Raw genomic sequence first — 17,994 nt, forward strand, 5'->3', positions numbered from 1 at the left:
GCCTGCGGGCCGCGCGCCTTGCCGACCCATCAATACTGATCGTTTGACACCGGTCGGGCGGCTAGCCGGTCCGGCGCTGGCAATACGTTTGTGATTCCAGCGCTTCCCATTCCCAGTTCCTGCAACGGGTCGGGTGGCAGGATGAAGGGCTGCGCGTAGAAGTCCTCCCACAGTGGATCTGTCGGGCATAGTTCGCCCGGCTCGAGCAGGTTTTCGCCGGGTGGATCTTCGGGTGGTGGATCGGCCCAATCAGGCATGCCCGCGAGCAGTTGCTGCCACTGGGGAGCGTCCACCGACATGGCAGCCACGATAGCTTCCGCCGGGAGGATTCGCGGTGGCCAGTGTGTGGGTTCTGGGTGGGGGTGTTCGGGTTTGTAGTGGCGGCCGGTGGGTGAGGTCCAGCCGGGTGATCTGTCTTCTGTGGCTGGGTCTGGTGTCCATTGGGTGTGGTGTTTGAGCCGGTGGTGTTTGGGGCAGAGTTGTGCCAGGTTGCTGGCCCCGGTGGTTCCGCCGTGTTCCCAGGCCTGGAGGTGGTCGGTGTCGTTGTCCGGGGTGCGGTTGGTGCAGCCGGGGAAGGTGCATTTGGCGTCGCGCATCCTGATCCAGCGTTTGATGGTTTCGGTGAGCCGGTAGTTCTTCCGGCCGATCTCCAAGGGTGCCCCGTCTCTCGGGTCGACCAGGATGCGGTAGAAGGAGTTCGCGCCGTCGGCGACGAGTTTGCGGGCCGTGGATGCCGGGATGGGTCCGAGCCCGTCGAGCATGGCGGGTTCCTCCGTGAGTCCGAGGAGGGAGAATACCGGCACCGTGACCAGGACGTCGGCCCGCGGGGTGGGGACCTTGCCGGGTTCGCTTGCTGGTCCAAGGAGCAGGGATGCTGCGATGTCGGGGCGGCGTTGGGTGATGGTGCGTGGTTCGTTGGGGCCTTGGAGGCCGCGGGCGGTGGCGGTGGTGCGGTTCCAGATGGCGCAGGCGGTGTCGCCGGGGAGGTAGAGCGAGACCCAGGCCATCCCGTCCCGGTCCGGGGTGTATTCCATCCGCCGGTCAGTAACCCCTTTGGCGTGGCGTTTCTGCAGTGTCTCGGGGTGGTGGCGTTCGCGCCAGGCGCGGATTTTGGCCCGGAAGCGGGAGGGGACGAGTTCGCCAGGGGCTGCGCCGCGGGCGGGGTGGGGTGCGTCGGGGTCGAAGAAGTGGGCCACCAGCGCGGCAGTGCCGGCCGGATCGAGGCCCTCGGTTTCGTCCGCGACGATGCGGGCGTGCTGCCAGGACATGGCGCCGGTGGCCAGGGCCTGGAACACGGGTGGGAGGGAGCAGATTTTTCGGGACTGTTCCACCAGGGCGCCGGCGGCGGCGGAACTGACGGTCAGGACCCCTGCGATCTCCTCCACCACGGACATCTCGGCGTAGGTGCGGTCCTGCACCGACGCGTCCGGCGGGGTCATGGCCTGCTGGAACCCGATCGCCTCGGCTGCATCCCGTGCCTTCATCGCCGCGAGCTGCGCCTCCAACCGGGCCGCGAGTTCCAGCCGTTCCAGCCGGATCTCGTACCGCCGCCGCAGGACATCAACACCCGAACCAACACCAACCCCGGACGCCAGGTAAGAATCCTCCCGCTCCAGCACACTCATGGCGTCCAGCGCATCCAGGGCGGCCACAGAGGCATGAACACCTTCCACACCTGCCCCAACACCACTGATGACTGCCATAAAAGAATCATCCAATGAGGCACTGACATTTAGAGTGGGGGCGAGAGCAACGTCAAGCAGGCAGGACCCCAAGGGCCAGAAAGCCTGCTGCCTAGCCCCCCGCGAACGGCGGCAGCACGTCGACGACGTCGTCGGGACCCAGCACGGTTGCCTGGTCCCGCACGGCCACCTCATTGAGCAGGAAACTGCTGCGGGAAAGGATACTGGGCAGCGGGGGAGTCCCCGACGGAGGCTCCGGCCGCTCCACGGCCGCAACAGCCTCCAACAGATCCGCCACCGTGGCGCCGCCGGGCAGGTCGAACTTCTCCTCCTCGAAACCGGCGGCGGCGCGTGCGGCAGCAAAGTAGCGTACAAGCATTCCGGTCAGCCCCCGATGGCACTCATGCTGCGGTCCGGCTGGACGAAGTCCGGGGCGTCCAGTCCCACGTGGTCCATGCCGTGGGCTTTGGGTTTGATCCACATGGCGTCCTGCCACCGGTGCGCCAGCTCGGCGTCGCTCGCACCCGCGCGCAGCAGGCCCAGGAGGTCGTATTCCTCGCGCGAGAACAGGCAACTCATGATCTTGCCTTCGGCGGTGATCCTGGTGCGCCGGCAGTCGGAGCAGAAGGGCTCGGTGACGGAGGCGATAATCCCCACCGTTCCCAGCACGGGACCCTCCGGATCAGGAGAACCTGCCGCCCGCCGTCGTACTTCAAAGCGCTCCGCAGGGGCGCCGTCGCGTTCCCGCGGATCGGGACTGAGGACGAAGTCCCGGGACAGCAGCCCGCGGATCTCGGCGGCGGTAATCATGTTGCGGCGCGTCCAGCCGTGGTCGGCGTCGAGGGGCATCTGCTCGATGAACCGCAATTCGTACCCGCGCTCCAGGGCCCAGGCCAGCAGTTGCGGCGACTCGGCATCGTTAATCCCGCGCATCAGGACAGCGTTCAGCTTGACCGGTCCCAGCCCGGCAGCCCACGCGGCGTCAACACCGGCCAGGACCTGGTTCAGGAAGGGACGGCGGGTCAGCTTGGTGAACGTTTCCTCGTGCAGGGAATCAAGTGAGACGTTGATGCGCGTCAGCCCGGCATCCTTGAGCGCGGCCGCCTTTTTCGCCAGGCCAACGGCGTTGGTGGTCATGGAGATCGGAAGGTCCGGATGGTTGCGCCGCAGGGCTGCGATGATGTCCACCAGGTCGTGCCGGACCAGCGGCTCGCCGCCCGTCAGCCGCAGCTCCCGGACGCCCAGCTGATCCACGCCCACCTTGACGATCCGCACGATCTCTTCAGCGGACATGACTGCCTGCTTGGCCAACCACTCGAGGCCTTCGGCAGGCATGCAGTAGGTGCAGCGGAGGTTGCATTTGTCGGTCAGGGACAGCCTCATGTCCGTGGCGCGGCGGCCGTATCGGTCCGCCAGGCCGGCCGGTGCATCCGCGGGCCTGGCACGGGGAACGCCCGGCAGGGCCGATGCTGCTTCCTCCCGCGGCTGGGGCATGCCTAGCTGGACACTCATGAATTCAGGCTACGCCACCTTGAGCGGCACATCACACCCTGACCGGCCCGGCGTCACCCGGGTGCCACGAACCTATGCTGGGAGTTGTGAACAGTTCCGGGCACAGGTACGGGGCGGACGACGACGGCGGCGGCCTTCAGGGGCGGCCGGAACGTTCCGTCCGGCAACCGGGAGTCCCGCGCGCTAGGGTGCGGGACACAAGGGGGCGTTGGGCCGCTGCCGCCGGGATGGTGGCCGTCGCCGGCGGGGTCGCCGCGGGGGAGTTGCTGGCAGGATTCGCCAGCCCGTCCCTGTCCCCGTTGACCGGCGTCGGCGGAGTGGTGATCGATGCCGTTCCTCCCGGTGTGAAGGACTGGGCCATCTCCCTTTTCGGTACGGCCGATAAGGCTGCCCTGCTGACGGGCATGGCGCTGGTCATCGCCGGGCTGGCGGCACTGGCCGGAGTGCTTGAGTTCCGGAGGCGGTTCACTGGGGCCGTCCTGGCGGGCATCTTCGGCCTCGCCGGGGCTGCCGCAGTCCTGACGCGTTCCCAAGCGGCCCCGGTCGCACTCCTGCTTCCGCTTCTGGCCGCGGGTGCCGCCGTCGTGCTGTTGCGGCTCCTGGTGGGCAAGCTCGCGGCGTGGCAGTCAGCGGCCTCAACCCGCGACGGCGAAAGGACAGCAGATCCCACACCATCCCGGTCCCGCCGCAGCTTCCTCCAGGCCCTCGCCGGCACCGCGGCTTTGGCCGCCGTTGCCGGGGCCGTGGCGGGTATCTGGCGCGGTGCCGCCAACGCGGTCAGCGAAGCCAGGGCCCGCATCACCCTTCCAACGCCGGCATCTCCGGCGCCGCCAATCCCGGCGGCCGCGGAGTCCGGCGTGGCGGGAATGCCGCCGCTGGTCACGCCAAACCGTGACTTCTACCGGATCGATACAGCCCTCACCGTCCCGGCGGTCAACCCGGATACCTGGCTGCTCAAAGTCACCGGCATGGTGGCCCCGGGAGGTCCAGCTCTCCTTCGCGGACCTGATGGCCAAACCCCTGACCGAACGCCACATCACCATCGCCTGCGTCTCCAACAACGTGGGCGGCGACCTGATCGGCAACGCCCGCTGGCTGGGCTGGCCGGTCAGGGACCTGCTGGCACTGGCAGGACCGCAGCCGGGATCCGACATGGTGCTCTCGCGCAGCACCGACGGCTGGACCGCCGGAACGCCCCTGGAGGTGCTGACGGATAACCGGGATGCCCTGCTGGCCGTCGGCATGAACGGTGAACCACTGCCGCTGGAGCACGGCTTCCCCGTCCGGTTGGTTGTCCCCGGCCTTTACGGTTATGTTTCGGCAACCAAGTGGCTGACGGAACTCAAGGTCACCAGGTTTGCCGACGACGCCGGGTACTGGACCCCGCGGGGCTGGTCCGAGCGCGGACCCATCAAGACGTCGTCGCGGATCGACGTGCCGCGCAGCGGGCGCCCGGTCAGCCCGGGAACCGTTGTATTTGCCGGCGTCGCCTGGGCCCAGCACACCGGCATCGGGAAGGTGGAAGTGCGGCTCAACCGGGGGCCCTGGCGGGAAGCCGAGCTGGCGCCCGGCATCTCCGCCGACACTTGGTACCAGTGGAAGCTGACCGTCGACCTCACACCGGGGCAGTACGAAATCCAGGTCCGCGCGACCGACATGAACGGCCGGCCCCAGGATGAAACATCACGGCCGCCCGCGCCTGACGGGGCCACCGGATTCCACACGGTTAGAGTGGACGTGAAATCCTGACGGCCGCGACCAAAGGCGTACCCATGACCACTGCGCATCACGCCCCTGCGGGCAAGGCCCACAACGCCCGCTCCGTCGCCGCGCATCTGGCCGCAGTCACTGACCTCCTCGCCCCGCTGGCGGTAGAATCCCGCACTGAAGTTGTTCCCCTGCCTGATGCCCTGGGCCGGGCGCTGGTGCACGGACTCCTTGCTCCGCTCAGCCTTCCCCCCTTCGCCAACTCCCAGATGGACGGGTATGCCGTCCGTTCCGCGGACATCCCCGACGGCGGCGCTGAGCTGCGCATCATGCCTCCCATTCCCGCCGGGTCGAGCCCGCAGCCGCTTGGGCCGGGGGCTGCGGCGCCCATCATGACAGGTGCGATGATCCCGGCGGGGGCTGACGCCGTCGTACCTATTGAAAAATCGGTGCCTGACCACTTCCTTCCGGAGCAGGACGGCACTGTTGTGACGCTGCCTGCCACCGCCCCGGGAACGTACGTGCGCGCCGCCGGCAGCGACATTGCGGCAGGGGAGCGGGCGCTCGCCGCCAGAACCTGCCTGGGGCCGGCGCAACTGGGACTGCTCGCCGCCCTTGGCATAACGGAGGTGGAGGTGTACCGGGCGGTGACCGTCCTGCTCGTCACCACCGGGGACGAGGTAGTTGAACCGGGCCGGCCCCTGCCGGAGGGCAAGATCTACGACTCCAACGGAACCCTCCTGGAAGCGGTAATGACGCAGGCAGGGCTTCGCGTCCGCCGCGCCGGGATCTCCAACGACAACCCTGCGGAACTCCAGGCGCTACTGCGGACGGAAGGCCGGGACGCGGACCTGATCGTCACGACCGGCGGGGTCAGCAAGGGAGCCTACGAGGTGGTGCGGCAGGCCATGGCGGAACAACCGGTCGACTTCCTTCACGTCGCAATGCAGCCCGGTGGCCCCCAGGGAATCGGAACGTTCGACGGCGTCCCCTTCCTTGGGTTTCCCGGCAATCCTGTCAGCTGCCTGGTGTCCTTCGAGATGTTCCTCCGGCCCGCCCTGTCGACCTTGCTCGGGGCACCGGCGGCCCGGCTGCCCCTGCGCGCCCGCCTTGACCTTGAAGGGCAAGCCCAGCAACTCAGGTCCCCCGGGCCCAAACACCAGGTCCGGCGGGGCAGCCTGCAGCCGGACGGGACGGTACGGCTGGAAGGCGGCGAGAGCTCGCACCTGATGCACGCGCTGGCAGGTTCGAACGTCCTGGTCCACGTTCCTGCCGGCGTAACGGAACTCGCTGCCGGGGACGAGGTGGAAGTATGGATGCTGTGAACGCAGAACAGACCCCCGTCCTGACGCACCTGCGCCAGGACGGCAGCGCCCAGATGGTGGATGTTTCCGCCAAGGCAGAGACCACCCGGGAGGCGACGGCCACCGCCACGGTCCGGACCACCGCCGAAGTGATGCAGCTCCTGGGCACCGGCGGGCTCCCGAAGGGGGATGCACTGGCCGTTGCCCGCGTGGCCGGCATCATGGCCGCCAAGAAGACCCCGGACCTGATTCCGCTCTGCCATCCGCTGCCGCTGTCCAAGGTGACGGTCGACTTCGACCTTGGTCCGGCGGCCGTCACCATCAGCTCCACGGTGAAAACCCGCGGCGTCACCGGGGTGGAAATGGAGGCCCTAACGGCGGCCTCCGTGGCGGCGCTGAGCGTTTACGACATGATCAAGGCCGTGGACAAGCACGCGGTCCTGACGGATATCAAGGTGCTGGCCAAGAGCGGCGGCAAGAGCGGAGACTGGGCACTGTGACCACACCTTTCAGCGCGGCCGCCCCACATGTGCACGGCGAGGTACAGGGGCGGAAGGCCGGCGTCGTCGTTGCCTCCACCCGTGCGGCCGCCGGCATTTACGAAGACGAAACCGGCCCCGTGATTACAGACTGGCTCGCCGAGCATGGCTTTGACGTGTTCCCGGCCATGGTGGTCCCCGACGGTGACCCGGCAGGTGCCGCCATCAGGGCGCTCCTCACCCAGCACCCCGCCGTCATCATCACCAGCGGCGGCACCGGGCTAAGCCCCGACGACCGCACGCCGGATGTCACCCTGCCGCTCCTGGACCGGGAGATCCCCGGGATCATGGAGGCGATCAGGAGGGCGGGCGCTGCCAAAACCCCGCTCGCGTCCCTGAGCCGGGGTTACGCCGGCGCCGCAGGGCACACGTTCATCGTGAACCTGCCCGGTTCACCCAAGGGCGTCATGGACGGGCTCACCGTCCTGGACCCGCTGATCGGGCACCTCTGCGACCAGTTGGAAGGCGGACATGGGCACTGAAGCATTCGAAGTAGTAAGGGCAGTCCTGAGCCCGGACCCCATCTCTGTGGACCAGGCCATAGCGGCGGTGGAAAGCGACACCGCGGGCGCGGTGGTCAGCTTCAGCGGCGTGGTGCGCAACCACGACGGCGGCAAGGCTGTCCAGCGCCTCAGCTACAGCGCGCATCCCACGGCACACCAGGTGATGGCCGACGTCGTCGCCCGCCTTGTTGCCGAACAGGACCCGGAAGGGGATGCCGGGGCTGAACAGCCTGTCCGCATCTGGGCAGCACATCGCATCGGCATGCTGGAAATCGGCGACCCCGCGCTGGTGTGCGCCGTGTCCGCCGCGCACCGCGGCCAGGCCTTCGCCGTCTGCTCCGAACTCGTGGACCGCATCAAGGAACAGGTGCCCATTTGGAAGGAACAGTTCTTCTCCGACGGCACCGTGGAATGGGTAGGCGCAGGCGGCTGACCCACCGCGAGGTAACGCATGCCGCCCGGTTCCTGCACCAACCACCGCCGCCGGTAGGGTTAATGCCATGACCGAACAACACTCCGTTCCCAAGCTGGTGGCCGTCCTCGGCGCCACTGGACGCATGGGCGCCGAGGCCGTCAAGGCTATCGACGCCGCTCCCGACATGAAGCTCGTCGCAGCCCTCGGACGGGGTGACTCGCTGGAACAGCTGACCACCTCTGGTGCCCAGTACCTGGTGGACCTCACGGTCCCCGAAAGCACCGAAGCGAACGTCCGCTTCGCCGTCGAGCACGGAATCCACGCCGTGGTGGGCACCACCGGTTGGGACGCGGAACGCCTGTCCGCACTGGAATCCCTGCTGGCCGAGCACCCGGAGACGGGCGTCCTGATCGCGCCGAACTTCGCCCTCGGCTCCGTGCTGGCCTCCGCGTTCGCCGCGAAGGCGTCCAAGTACTTCGAATCGGTGGAGATCATCGAACTGCACCACCCGGACAAGGTGGATGCCCCTTCCGGCACCGCCGTCCGCACCGCACAGCTCATCGCTGCGGAACGTGCTGCTGCACAGGTGCCGCCCAGCCCCGATGCCACCACCAGTGAACGCGCCGGCGCACGCGGCTGCGAAGTGGATGGCGTCCGCGTGCACAGCGTCCGGCTCCGCGGGCTCGTGGCACACCAGGAAGTGCTCCTGGGAGGTCCCGGTGAGCAGCTGACCCTCCGCCACGACTCCTTTGACCGTGCTTCCTTCATGCCGGGCGTGCTCCTGGGTGTGCGCAACGTTGCTGCACACCCCGGCCTCACCGTTGGCCTGGACGGTTACCTGGACCTGGGGCTTTAGGCCGTGAACGGGCTGGCAGCCGGCTTCCGGAAGAACCGCACCAAGATCTGGGTGGCAGCGGTAACGCTGTTGCTGGTGTTCTACCTGGTGGTGTCCTTCCAGCGCTCACTCCTGCTCCTGTCGGACAGCAACCTGACCGCCAAGGCCATCGGCGCCGCCTACCTGGTGCTGCCCATTGTTGGCGCCTGGGCCCTGATCCGCGAGCTGATGTTCGGTGCCCGCACGGAGCAAATGGCCAAGGTCCTGGAGGCCGAAGGCGGCCTGCCGGTGGACGAGCTCCCGCGCACGCCCGGCGGCCGGATTGTCCGGGCGGCTGCAGATGCCGAATTCGAAAAGTACCGGGCCGAGGCTGAGGCCGCTCCCGACGACTGGCGTTCATGGTTCCGGCTGAGCTGCGCCTACGATGCCGCCGGAGACCGCAAGCGTGCCCGGGCGTCCATGCGCGACGCCGTGAAGCTTTTCACCGCCGCGTCCTAGCTCGCAGGGCAGCCCTGCCCAACTGCCGTAATCGGCATTGCCGCCGCGATGGGCATTTCTGCCCATCGCGGTCTTTTGCCGTCCACGGTAGGTTGACTTAGTAAACACTCTTTAGCTTTGGGGGAAAGCATGAGGTTGGCCGCTGCCGTTGGCACTGTCCGCGCCACTGGGCTGCAGCATCTCCGGCCCGGCCCCCAACATCCCCACCCCTGTACTCCACACGCCGTCATTCCGCGTGCCCGGATGCCGGCGCAGCGCTGCACCCTTACCACCGCATGCCTCATCACCGCACCCTGATCACCGCCCCCTCGTCACCGCACAGAAGGACCACCAATGAGCCACCCGAATTACCCCCACCCGCAGCAGAACGGGCCGGCGGCGCCGCCCATTCCGCCGCCGTCATCCTTTGGCGCGCAGCCCGCTTTCGAGGGGCAGCATCCGGCAGGTCCGCAGGGGGAATACCAGCCCGGGTCCTACGGCCAAGGGCCCTACCCGGATGCGCCGCGGAAGTCCTTCATGGTCACGTGGCTCCTTTCCCTCCTGCTGGGCACGTTTGGTGTGGACCGCTTCTACCTGGGCAAGATCGGCTCCGGCGTGGCGAAGCTGCTCACGGCCGGCGGTGCGGGTATCTGGGCGATTGTGGACCTGATCATGACCCTGACGGGAAACACCCGGGACAAGGACGGCCGTCCACTGGAGGGCTACCAGGAAAACAAGAAGAAGGCGTGGATCATCACTGCCGTCGTCTGGCTGATCAGCATTATCACCGGGATTTTGTTGACTATCACGTCCATCGCCATGGTTGGTGCGGCCATCGACGCCCGGAAGGTTCCCGTGGCACCTGAACTTCCTTCGGCCTCCCAGGCCGCGCCTGCCCCCTCCGGCGGAAGCCCGACCGGCGGCAGCGCGGCCGGAGCGAACTCCATGGTGGCCACCGTGTCCGAAGGCAACACCGCGAAAGTCAGCGTTCTCGACTCCATTTACACGGACAAGATTCCCGGCATGGACTACATGGAGCCAAAGAACGGCGGTTTCCTTGCGGTGGAGGTTTCCTGGGAGACGCAAACCGGCACCAGCTTCTCCAGCCCCTCCAACTTCACGGTCCTTGATGCCGACGGCAAAGAGGGCGAGCAGGTGTACCTGGATGAGAAGCTGGGGCCCTTGCCCAGCGATGAGGTAAGCGCCGGTGATGCCCGCCAGGGGATCATTGCCTTCGACGTCAAAAAGGGTCCGGTCCAGGTTGTGGTATTCGATGACTACGGCGACAAAGCGGCCACCTTCACCCTGACTGCCCAGTAGCCGGACAACCCCCGTTAGGGGTTGAAAAAGGAACCCGCGACCCCATCACCGAATGGGCGCGGGTTCCTTGGAGTTAACTGGAAAACCCGGCCGATATGTGGAAGCCAGTCTTTCGATGGCTGCCGGTCAGTACAGGGCTTTGAGGCCGCCCCGGCCCACCCGGCTCGCCGCGTGGGCCACCCATTCCAGCGGACCGCGCCACCCCAGCACGGCGAACACCATGCCGATGATGACGGCGGCCGCTGCATGGGCAAAGTACATGCCGTCCTCGGTCCAGCCCACGGGCAGGGGCTGGAGGTAGAAGCCGGATATCACCCAGACGTGCACCGTGTACAAGGTCAGCGTCATGGCGCCTGCTCCCCGCAACGGCAGCAGCAGGTCCAGGTCCACCCACTCGGCCAGCCGCCCCAGAAGCAGGCATGCCCCGATAGCCGCCGCCGCCACCGCTGAGGTGTGCAGCAGGTCAAGCGTGGTACCGGAGTGCGGTGCGGCCGACGCGAGCCACCACCACGAGCCCTCCTGCGGCAGTCCTGCCAGGTTGACCTGCAGCACGCTCCCCAGCGGGTATCCCGGTGAGTTCAGGACTTTCTCCAGGGCGGCCCGGCCACCCCAATCCTCCATCGCGGCTGTGCCCAGGGTCTTGGCGGCCACGGCCACCACCGTCCCGCCCACCAGCAGCAGGACGGGAACCAGTGCCTTACTGAGGACCAGGCGGCCGATGGCCAGCCCCACCAGCAGGTAGGACAGCCACTGCACCACCGGGTAGTACCCGGTGAAGAACACGTCCGCGAGCAGCCTGGAAGGCGTCCCCAGGTCCTCCCAGTTCGGGTTGTGGCCCAGCTTCAGGGGCGGCTCGGGGGCAAGGAGCCAGGGCCGCAGCAGATAGGCCAGCACCGGCGACGCCAGGATCCAGCCGGCGGCCCACGCACACAGTCGCTTCACGCCGAGTCCCAGGAAAGGCAGGATGCACAGGAAAAGGGCGGCGTAATGGACCAGGATGATGGCCACGTTCACTTCCAGGCTGCCCAGGGTAAGCCCGACGGCGGCAATCACCAGGGCGCGCAGCGCCACTCCACGCCGGGCGCCGGAGAGTTCGGCGCCCTCCAGGGGCTTGTCCCTGCCCGTGGAGAGGGCAAGCCCGACGCCGGCCAGGACGGCGAAGAGCGCCGCGGCCCGCCCCGAGAACGTGAGGCCGATCCAGGTTGGGGTGAGGCTGGCGTTCGATTCGAACGTCGGCAGCAGGTGCGTGGCCATCATGCCCAACAGGGCCAGGCCGCGGGCGGCGTCGATGCCCCGAAGGCGCCCCGGTTGTTGCCCGCCTGGGGTCTTCCGGGACCGGGTGGCCGGGGTTCGGGACGTCATGACCAGATCGTCTCACATGCACTGGCGGCGTTGCTGTCAAGCAGGCAACCACGGGGGAAGGGGAGCGCGGCAGTGCAGTGACCCTCTTGTTTTCGAATATATGTTCGAATAGCATGGCTGCATGAAGACGCCATCTACCGGAACCCCTTCGCCACGGGGATCCGACCAGCCGGGAAACCTGCACTCCGGAAAGCTGCAGTCAGGGAACTTTCGGGCCGGTCAATTACCGGCAGATTTCCGCCCTGCGGGCCCTTCGGTGGACGGCACTGGAGCGGACGGCGGGCTGCTGAGGGCAATGAGCCCCGGAGTGGTGGACTATCTCTTCCGCCAGCTCGTCTCAGGTCGTCCCGCCGAGGACGTCCAATGGGAGCGGGAGGGCATCAGCCTCGCGGCCCAGCCAGAGGGGGCCGAGCTGGCCCGGCGGCTGGCGGAAACCGACATCGATGCGCTGACGCCAACGGAGCTGTTCCACTATGTACGCGCTGCGCAACGGCTCGAGTCCTGGGCTGAGGACCTTCGGCAGGCCGCCGTCGGACGCTATTGCCACGCCGGAACAAACGCGCCCCGGCCCGGCGGGCACCGTATTTGACGCTCGTCACGCCCGTGGCATTGTCCTAACCAGCCGGGGACAGGGTAACGTTTTTTCCATGGCTGACTCTTCCGCGCACATCCCTGCCCTCGGTACCCTCCTGACCGCCATGGTCACGCCGTTCACCAAGGACGGCGCAGTGGATTACGACCAGGCGGCAGCGCTGGCCAGCAAGCTGGTCGACGACGGCTGCGACGGGCTGGTAGTCACGGGAACCACGGGGGAAACCTCCACACTGACGGACGAAGAGAACCTCGGCATGTTCCGCGCCGTCAAAGACGCCGTAGGCGGCCGGGCGGCAATCATTGCCGGTACCGGCACCAACGACACCGCGCACTCGGTCCACCTTTCCCAGCAGGCGGCAGCCCTCGGCGTCGACGGCCTCCTCCTGGTGACCCCTTACTACAACAAGCCCAGCCAGGCAGGTGTCCGCGCCCACTTCGAGACCATCGCGTCCGCCGTGGACGTACCCGTCATGCTCTACGACATCCCCGGCCGGTCCTCCATCCCCATCGAACCGGACACCATGATCCGGCTGGCGCAGCACCCCAACATCGTCGCTGTGAAGGACGCCAAGGCGGATTTTGTTGCCGCCACCCGCGTCATGGCGGAAACGGACCTCCTGTTCTACTCGGGCGATGACGGACTGACACTTCCTTGGATGGCCCTGGGCGCCGTCGGCCTGGTGGGCGTCACCACCCATGTCGCCACCCGCCGCTTCCGCGAACTGATCGACGCCGTCAACGCCAACGACCTCGGGACCGCCCGCAAGATCAACTTCGAGCTGCAGCCCGTGGTCCGCGCCACCATGACCCGCGTCCAGGGCGCTGTGGCGGCCAAACAGATTCTTAAATGGCAGGGAGTCCTGCCCAACTCGATTGTCCGTTTGCCCCTCGTGGAGCCGGACGAAACCGAGATCGAAACCATCCGCGGGGATTTGGCGGAAGCGGGGCTGGTCTTCTCCTGAGGCTAAGACCGGCACCCTTCCGCCTGGAAAGAAGTGCACTATGACCCAAACTGCCCTTACCGGCCTTGTCACCCCTCCGCGCCTGCCCCAGGGCACGCTGCGAATCGTCCCGCTTGGCGGGCTGGGGGAAATCGGCCGGAACATGGCCGTGTTCGAAATCGACGGCAAACTGCTGATCGTGGACTGCGGCGTCCTCTTTCCCGAGGAAACCCAGCCCGGCGTTGACCTGATCCTGCCGGACTTCTCCTACATTGAGGACCGGCTAAACGACGTGGTGGCGGTGGTCCTCACCCACGGCCACGAAGACCACATCGGCGCGGTGCCCTACCTGCTGAAGCTGCGCAACGACATCCCGTTGGTGGGATCGCAGCTGACCCTTGCCCTCATCGAAGCCAAGCTGCAGGAGCACCGCATCAGGCCCTACACGCTGACCGTCGAAGAGGGCCAGGTGGAAAAGTTCGGGCCCTTCGAATGCGAGTTCGTGGCCGTCAACCACTCCATCCCGGACGCTTTGGCCGTGTTCATCCGCACCGCGGGCGGCACCGTCCTGCACACCGGCGACTTCAAGATGGACCAGCTGCCGCTGGATGGCCGCATCACCGACCTCCGGCACTTCGCCAAGCTCGGCGAAGAAGGCGTGGACCTTTTCATGTCCGACTCCACCAACGCGGACGTCCCCGGATTCACCACGGCTGAGAAGGAAATCGGCCCGACCCTGGAGCGGCTTTTCGGCCAAGCCACCAAGCGCATCATCGTGGCCTCCTTTTCCTCCCACGTCCACCGCGTGCAGCAGGTGCTGGACGCGGCCGCCAAGCACAACCGCAAGGTGGCCTTCGTGGGCCGGTCCATGGTCCGCAACATGGCCATCGCCGAAAAACTGGGCTACCTCGACGTTCCCGCCGGACTGATTGTCGACATCAAGAACATCGACAACCTTCCCGACAACCGCGTAGTGCTCATGTCCACCGGTTCCCAGGGTGAGCCGATGGCTGCCCTGTCCCGCATGGCAAACGGCGACCACCGGGTGGTGGTGGGCGACGGCGATACCGTCATCCTGGCCTCCAGCCTCATCCCGGGCAACGAGAACGCGGTGTTCCGGATCATCAACGGCCTGCTTAAGCTCGGCGCCGACGTGATCCATAAGGGCAACGCCAAGGTGCACGTCTCCGGCCACGCTGCGGCCGGCGAACTGCTGTACTGCTACAACATCCTCGAGCCGCTGAACGCCATGCCCGTACACGGTGAAACGCGCCACCTGATCGCCAACGGCAAGATTGCCATCGAGTCCGGGGTGCCGGAGGCCAGTGTCATCCTCGCGGACAACGGCAGCGTCATCGACCTGCGCGATCACCAGGCAGACATTGTGGGCCAGGTGGAGGTGGGCTTCGTCTATGTGGACGGCTCCAGCGTGGGCGAGATCACCGATGCCGACCTCAAGGACCGCCGCATCCTGGGTGATGAAGGGTTCATCTCCATCATCACGGTTATCCACCGCGCTACCGGCAAGGTGGTGTCCGGCCCGGAAATCCACGCCCGCGGCGTGGCCGAGGATGATTCCGTCTTCGACGACATCATCCCCAAGATCAACGCGGCCCTGGAGGAAGCAGTACAGAACCACGCCGACCACACCAGCCACCAGCTCCAGCAGGTGGTCCGCAGGGTCGTCGGCACGTGGGTCAACCGGAAGCTCCGCCGCAAGCCCATGATCATCCCCGTGGTGCTCGAAGCCTGAGAGCACCCGCACACTGGCTCCGGCCCGTACTCCCGCTGCAAGCGGGAGTGCGGGCCGGAGCTGTTTGACGACAGGGTCCGGGCACCTGCCCGGCCCCGATATCCCCGGAATCACAGCATGCTTCCGGTACCGTGGCTACTATGGCCACACGTACTACTTCCGCGCCCAAAGGTACCGGCAGGGGCAGCTCCGGCAGCAAATCCGGGAGCTCCACCGGCCGCGGAACCGGCTCCACTGCCGGCAAGGCTGGGCGCGGCGGCTCATCCAGCACCGCACGCACCCGCCAGCTTCCCGCCGTCGAACACCACCAGCCCTGGCTGCTGCGGGTGGTGGGCGGAGCCTGGCTGGGCGTTGGGCATCTGGTGGGCGGGGGAGTGCGCCGCATCGGCCATGACGTCAGCGACCTCCCTGCCGAGGACCGCCGCGACGGCGCCGCCCTGTTCAACCTGGCATTGGGCATCTTCATTGCCACCTTCGCCTGGTGGGGCCTGACGGGCTGGTTCCCGGACGCAGTGTACGCCGTGGTGAATGGCACGTTCGGCTGGATCTCCCTGCTGCTTCCGCTCATGCTTTTCGTGTGCGCGTTCCGGCTGTTCCGCCAGCCCTCCGACGGACGGGGCAACAACCGGGTCGGCATCGGCTTCCTGATCATGGCGTTCGCGGGCTGCGGCCTGGCGCACATCCTGGGCGGCCAGCCCACCGTCGCCGATGGCTTCGACGGCCTGCGCAGAGCCGGCGGCATGCTCGGCTTCCTGGCTGCCGCGCCGCTGGCAGCCATCCATCCCGCCGTGCCCGTGCTCCTCTACGGCCTGCTGGCCTTCATTTCGCTGCTGATCCTCACCGCAACCCCGTTCACGGCCATCCCGCGGCGCCTTCGGGGAGCGTACGAACACCTCATGGGCATCGACCTGATGGACCAGGAAAACCCCGGCGACACGCACGACCGCAGCTACCTGGAACGGACGCGGCCTGCGGCCCCGAAGAAAAAGAAGCGCAGGCTTTTTGGCAAGGATGAGGAGTCCGACGCCGGCCTTGAGGGCTACGTGGGCGACGAGGCCTTTGAACATGCCGTCATTGACGACGACGAGCCGGAAACTGCCCGCCCGGCGCCCGGCGTGCGGCGGCCCACCCAGGCGGAAATCGCCGTCGAGAAGATCAAGGCAGCCCAGGGCCTGGGCGCCGGGGCGCCGGCGGCGACCGCTTCTCCGGCGGAGAACGCCACGGAGGCCATCCCGCTGGTCATCCCCGGCGCCGCTGCCCCCGGCAAGGCTGCCGCCGCGCCCACCGTGCCTTCCAACCCTGTTGCGCCGGCGCCGCCGCCCGTGCCGATCCCGCAGCGCACCGAGCAGCTCTCCCTCGCGGGCGACGTCACGTACACCCTCCCGGCCTCGGACTTCCTGACGCCAGGTTCCATCCCCAAGGAGCGCACCGAAGCCAACGACGCCGTCGTTGCTGCCCTGACCGACACCCTGACGCAGTTCAACGTCGACGCTACGGTCACGGGATTCAGCCGCGGCCCCACCGTTACCCGGTACGAGATCGAGCTCTCGCCCGGCACCAAGGTGGAGCGCGTCACGGCGCTATCCAAGAACATCTCCTACGCCGTGGCGTCCAGCGATGTCCGGATCCTCAGCCCGATTCCCGGCAAATCGGCCATCGGCATCGAGATCCCCAACACGGACCGCGAAACCGTCTCGCTCGGCGATGTGCTCCGCAGCCAGAACGCCCGCCGCACGGACCACCCGATGGTGATGGGCGTGGGCAAGGACGTGGAGGGCGGCTACGTGGTGGCCAACCTGGCTAAGATGCCGCACCTCCTGGTGGCCGGTGCCACCGGTGCCGGTAAGTCTTCCTTCGTGAACTCGATGATCACCTCCATCCTCATGCGGGCCACGCCGGATGAGGTCCGCATGGTCATGGTGGACCCCAAGCGCGTGGAACTGACTGCCTACGAAGGCGTCCCGCACCTGATCACGCCCATCATCACCAATCCCAAGAAGGCCGCCGAGGCACTGCAGTGGGTGGTCCGGGAGATGGACGCCCGCTACGACGACCTCGCCAACTATGGCTTCAAGCACATCGACGACTTCAACAAGGCGGTGCGTGCCGGGAAGGTCCAGCCGCCGGTGGACTCCAAGCGCGTCATTCGGCCGTACCCGTACCTGCTGGTCATCGTGGACGAACTCGCGGACCTCATGATGGTGGCCCCGCGCGACGTCGAGGACTCGATCGTCCGCATCACCCAGCTGGCCCGTGCCGCCGGCATCCACCTGGTGCTGGCGACCCAGCGTCCGTCCGTGGACGTGGTCACCGGCCTCATCAAGGCCAACGTGCCGTCCCGCATGGCGTTCGCCACGTCCTCCGTAACGGACTCCCGCGTGGTCCTTGACCAGCCCGGCGCCGAGAAGCTCATCGGCCAGGGTGACGCGCTCTTCCTGCCCATGGGCGCCTCCAAGGCAATGCGCGTCCAGGGCGCCTGGGTCACCGAGTCGGAGATCCACAAGGTGGTGGAGCACGTCAAGGGACAGCTCCAGGCCGTTTACCGGGACGACGTCGCCCCCGAGGCGGAAAAGAAGCAGATCGACGACGACATCGGGGACGACCTCGAGGTGCTGCTGCAGGCCACCGAACTCGTAGTCACCACGCAGTTCGGCTCCACCTCCATGCTGCAGCGCAAGCTGCGTGTCGGCTTCGCCAAGGCCGGCCGCCTCATGGACCTGCTCGAATCCAGGGGCGTGGTGGGTCCCTCCGAGGGGTCCAAGGCACGCGACGTGCTGGTCAAACCGGACGACCTCGCTGCCGTCCTGGCCGCCATGAAGGGCCAGGAGGCGCCGGCCACGGCGGACTCCCAGACCGCCGCGCTGAGCGACAACGCCAACGCCAACATTGCCCAGGGCGGCTACGCCGAAGACCTGGTGGCTGCGGACCTGGACAACAGGAAACAGAGCGTCGAATATTACGACGGCTCCGACTCCGCGCCAGGCGGGTACGGCGATGACGAGGACGGGTCCGAAGACGCATGGTCCCTCACCGGGCGTTAGCCCGGTAGC

15 protein-coding genes and 1 pseudogene are annotated in these 17,994 nt (G+C 67.3%); 12 read left to right on the plus strand and 4 right to left on the minus strand.

All coding sequences use genetic code 11. From position 1 onward, the window contains the following. Positions 1 to 29 precede the first annotated feature (29 nt). The 3 genes from LFT44_RS06805 to moaA form a co-directional block, all read right to left on the minus strand. Positions 30 to 1,703 carry an HNH endonuclease signature motif containing protein gene (locus tag LFT44_RS06805; protein ID WP_236801916.1) on the minus strand — a complete coding sequence of 558 codons (1,674 nt, stop codon included), beginning with the start codon at positions 1,701 to 1,703 and terminating at the stop codon, positions 30 to 32. 91 nt (positions 1,704 to 1,794) lie between these two features. Continuing rightward, positions 1,795 to 2,061: a MoaD/ThiS family protein gene (locus LFT44_RS06810; protein WP_236801917.1), complete on the minus strand. Its 267-nt coding sequence runs from the start codon at positions 2,059 to 2,061 to the stop codon at positions 1,795 to 1,797. Between the two features lie 5 nt (positions 2,062 to 2,066). Beyond that, positions 2,067 to 3,194 carry a GTP 3',8-cyclase MoaA gene (gene moaA / locus LFT44_RS06815; RefSeq protein WP_236801918.1) on the minus strand — a complete coding sequence of 376 codons (1,128 nt, stop codon included), beginning with the start codon at positions 3,192 to 3,194 and terminating at the stop codon, positions 2,067 to 2,069. 227 nt (positions 3,195 to 3,421) lie between these two features. Between moaA and LFT44_RS06820 the strand changes: the two are divergent. The 8 genes and pseudogenes from LFT44_RS06820 to LFT44_RS06855 all read left to right on the plus strand — a co-directional run bounded on the left by LFT44_RS06820 (position 3,422) and on the right by LFT44_RS06855 (position 10,294). Next, positions 3,422 to 4,943 (plus strand): annotated as a pseudogene (locus LFT44_RS06820) (molybdopterin-dependent oxidoreductase). 23 nt (positions 4,944 to 4,966) lie between these two features. After that, on the plus strand, positions 4,967 to 6,226 hold the full coding sequence (locus tag LFT44_RS06825; protein ID WP_236801919.1) for a molybdopterin molybdotransferase MoeA: 1,260 nt from the start codon (positions 4,967 to 4,969) through the stop codon (positions 6,224 to 6,226). Further along, positions 6,214 to 6,705: a cyclic pyranopterin monophosphate synthase MoaC gene (moaC, locus tag LFT44_RS06830; protein WP_236801920.1), complete on the plus strand. Its 492-nt coding sequence runs from the start codon at positions 6,214 to 6,216 to the stop codon at positions 6,703 to 6,705. The genes LFT44_RS06825 and moaC overlap by 13 nt, the downstream gene beginning before the upstream one ends. Continuing rightward, positions 6,702 to 7,226 (plus strand): MogA/MoaB family molybdenum cofactor biosynthesis protein, encoded by a 525-nt coding sequence (locus LFT44_RS06835; RefSeq protein WP_236801921.1) that lies wholly within the window; start codon positions 6,702 to 6,704, stop codon positions 7,224 to 7,226. The genes moaC and LFT44_RS06835 overlap by 4 nt, the downstream gene beginning before the upstream one ends. After that, positions 7,216 to 7,680, plus strand: a complete 465-nt coding sequence (locus LFT44_RS06840; protein ID WP_236801922.1) for a molybdenum cofactor biosynthesis protein MoaE — start codon at positions 7,216 to 7,218, stop codon at positions 7,678 to 7,680. Before LFT44_RS06835 ends, LFT44_RS06840 begins: the two co-directional genes overlap by 11 nt. A 67-nt stretch (positions 7,681 to 7,747) precedes the next feature. After that, positions 7,748 to 8,518 carry a 4-hydroxy-tetrahydrodipicolinate reductase gene (gene dapB, locus LFT44_RS06845; protein ID WP_236801923.1) on the plus strand — a complete coding sequence of 257 codons (771 nt, stop codon included), beginning with the start codon at positions 7,748 to 7,750 and terminating at the stop codon, positions 8,516 to 8,518. Between the two features lie 3 nt (positions 8,519 to 8,521). Further along, positions 8,522 to 8,995, plus strand: a complete 474-nt coding sequence (locus tag LFT44_RS06850) for a hypothetical protein (RefSeq protein WP_236801924.1) — start codon at positions 8,522 to 8,524, stop codon at positions 8,993 to 8,995. Positions 8,996 to 9,328: 333 nt separating this feature from the next. After that, positions 9,329 to 10,294: a TM2 domain-containing protein gene (locus LFT44_RS06855; protein WP_236801925.1), complete on the plus strand. Its 966-nt coding sequence runs from the start codon at positions 9,329 to 9,331 to the stop codon at positions 10,292 to 10,294. Positions 10,295 to 10,420: 126 nt separating this feature from the next. Here the strand turns inward: LFT44_RS06855 and LFT44_RS06860 are convergent, their stop codons facing one another. Continuing rightward, complete coding sequence (locus tag LFT44_RS06860; RefSeq protein WP_236801926.1) at positions 10,421 to 11,656, minus strand: heparan-alpha-glucosaminide N-acetyltransferase domain-containing protein; 1,236 nt, start codon at positions 11,654 to 11,656, stop codon at positions 10,421 to 10,423. A 121-nt stretch (positions 11,657 to 11,777) separates the two neighbouring features. Here LFT44_RS06860 and LFT44_RS06865 point away from each other — a divergent pair, with 121 nt between their 5' ends. The 4 genes from LFT44_RS06865 (at position 11,778) to LFT44_RS06880 (ending at position 17,985) form a co-directional block, all read left to right on the plus strand. Then, entirely contained in the window at positions 11,778 to 12,245 is a 468-nt protein-coding gene (locus LFT44_RS06865) for a hypothetical protein (protein ID WP_236801927.1), read from the plus strand. Positions 12,246 to 12,303: 58 nt separating this feature from the next. Next, a complete protein-coding gene (dapA, locus tag LFT44_RS06870) occupies positions 12,304 to 13,212 on the plus strand; it encodes a 4-hydroxy-tetrahydrodipicolinate synthase (RefSeq protein ID WP_236801928.1) in 909 nt (302 codons plus the stop codon). Positions 13,213 to 13,252: 40 nt separating this feature from the next. Continuing rightward, positions 13,253 to 14,944: a ribonuclease J gene (locus LFT44_RS06875; RefSeq protein ID WP_236801929.1), complete on the plus strand. Its 1,692-nt coding sequence runs from the start codon at positions 13,253 to 13,255 to the stop codon at positions 14,942 to 14,944. 140 nt (positions 14,945 to 15,084) lie between these two features. Then, on the plus strand, positions 15,085 to 17,985 hold the full coding sequence (locus tag LFT44_RS06880; RefSeq protein ID WP_236801930.1) for an FtsK/SpoIIIE family DNA translocase: 2,901 nt from the start codon (positions 15,085 to 15,087) through the stop codon (positions 17,983 to 17,985). Positions 17,986 to 17,994: the final 9 nt, after the last annotated feature.

The organism is Arthrobacter sp. FW306-05-C (assembly GCF_021801725.1).
GTDB lineage: Bacteria > Actinomycetota > Actinomycetes > Actinomycetales > Micrococcaceae > Arthrobacter.

Bases quoted from the DNA above. Each gene is read 5' to 3' on its own strand.
- moaC (WP_236801920.1), top strand. From the start codon at position 6,214: ATGGATGCTGTGAACGCAGAACAGACCCCCGTCCTGACGCACCTGCGC.
- LFT44_RS06865 (WP_236801927.1), top strand. From the start codon at position 11,778: ATGAAGACGCCATCTACCGGAACCCCTTCGCCACGGGGATCCGACCAG.
- moaA (WP_236801918.1), bottom strand. From the start codon at position 3,194: ATGAGTGTCCAGCTAGGCATGCCCCAGCCGCGGGAGGAAGCAGCATCG.
- LFT44_RS06825 (WP_236801919.1), top strand. From the start codon at position 4,967: ATGACCACTGCGCATCACGCCCCTGCGGGCAAGGCCCACAACGCCCGC.
- LFT44_RS06860 (WP_236801926.1), bottom strand. From the start codon at position 11,656: ATGACGTCCCGAACCCCGGCCACCCGGTCCCGGAAGACCCCAGGCGGG.
- LFT44_RS06855 (WP_236801925.1), top strand. From the start codon at position 9,329: ATGAGCCACCCGAATTACCCCCACCCGCAGCAGAACGGGCCGGCGGCG.
- dapA (WP_236801928.1), top strand. From the start codon at position 12,304: ATGGCTGACTCTTCCGCGCACATCCCTGCCCTCGGTACCCTCCTGACC.
- LFT44_RS06875 (WP_236801929.1), top strand. From the start codon at position 13,253: ATGACCCAAACTGCCCTTACCGGCCTTGTCACCCCTCCGCGCCTGCCC.
- LFT44_RS06805 (WP_236801916.1), bottom strand. From the start codon at position 1,703: ATGGCAGTCATCAGTGGTGTTGGGGCAGGTGTGGAAGGTGTTCATGCC.
- LFT44_RS06840 (WP_236801922.1), top strand. From the start codon at position 7,216: ATGGGCACTGAAGCATTCGAAGTAGTAAGGGCAGTCCTGAGCCCGGAC.
- LFT44_RS06810 (WP_236801917.1), bottom strand. From the start codon at position 2,061: ATGCTTGTACGCTACTTTGCTGCCGCACGCGCCGCCGCCGGTTTCGAG.
- LFT44_RS06880 (WP_236801930.1), top strand. From the start codon at position 15,085: ATGGCCACACGTACTACTTCCGCGCCCAAAGGTACCGGCAGGGGCAGC.
- dapB (WP_236801923.1), top strand. From the start codon at position 7,748: ATGACCGAACAACACTCCGTTCCCAAGCTGGTGGCCGTCCTCGGCGCC.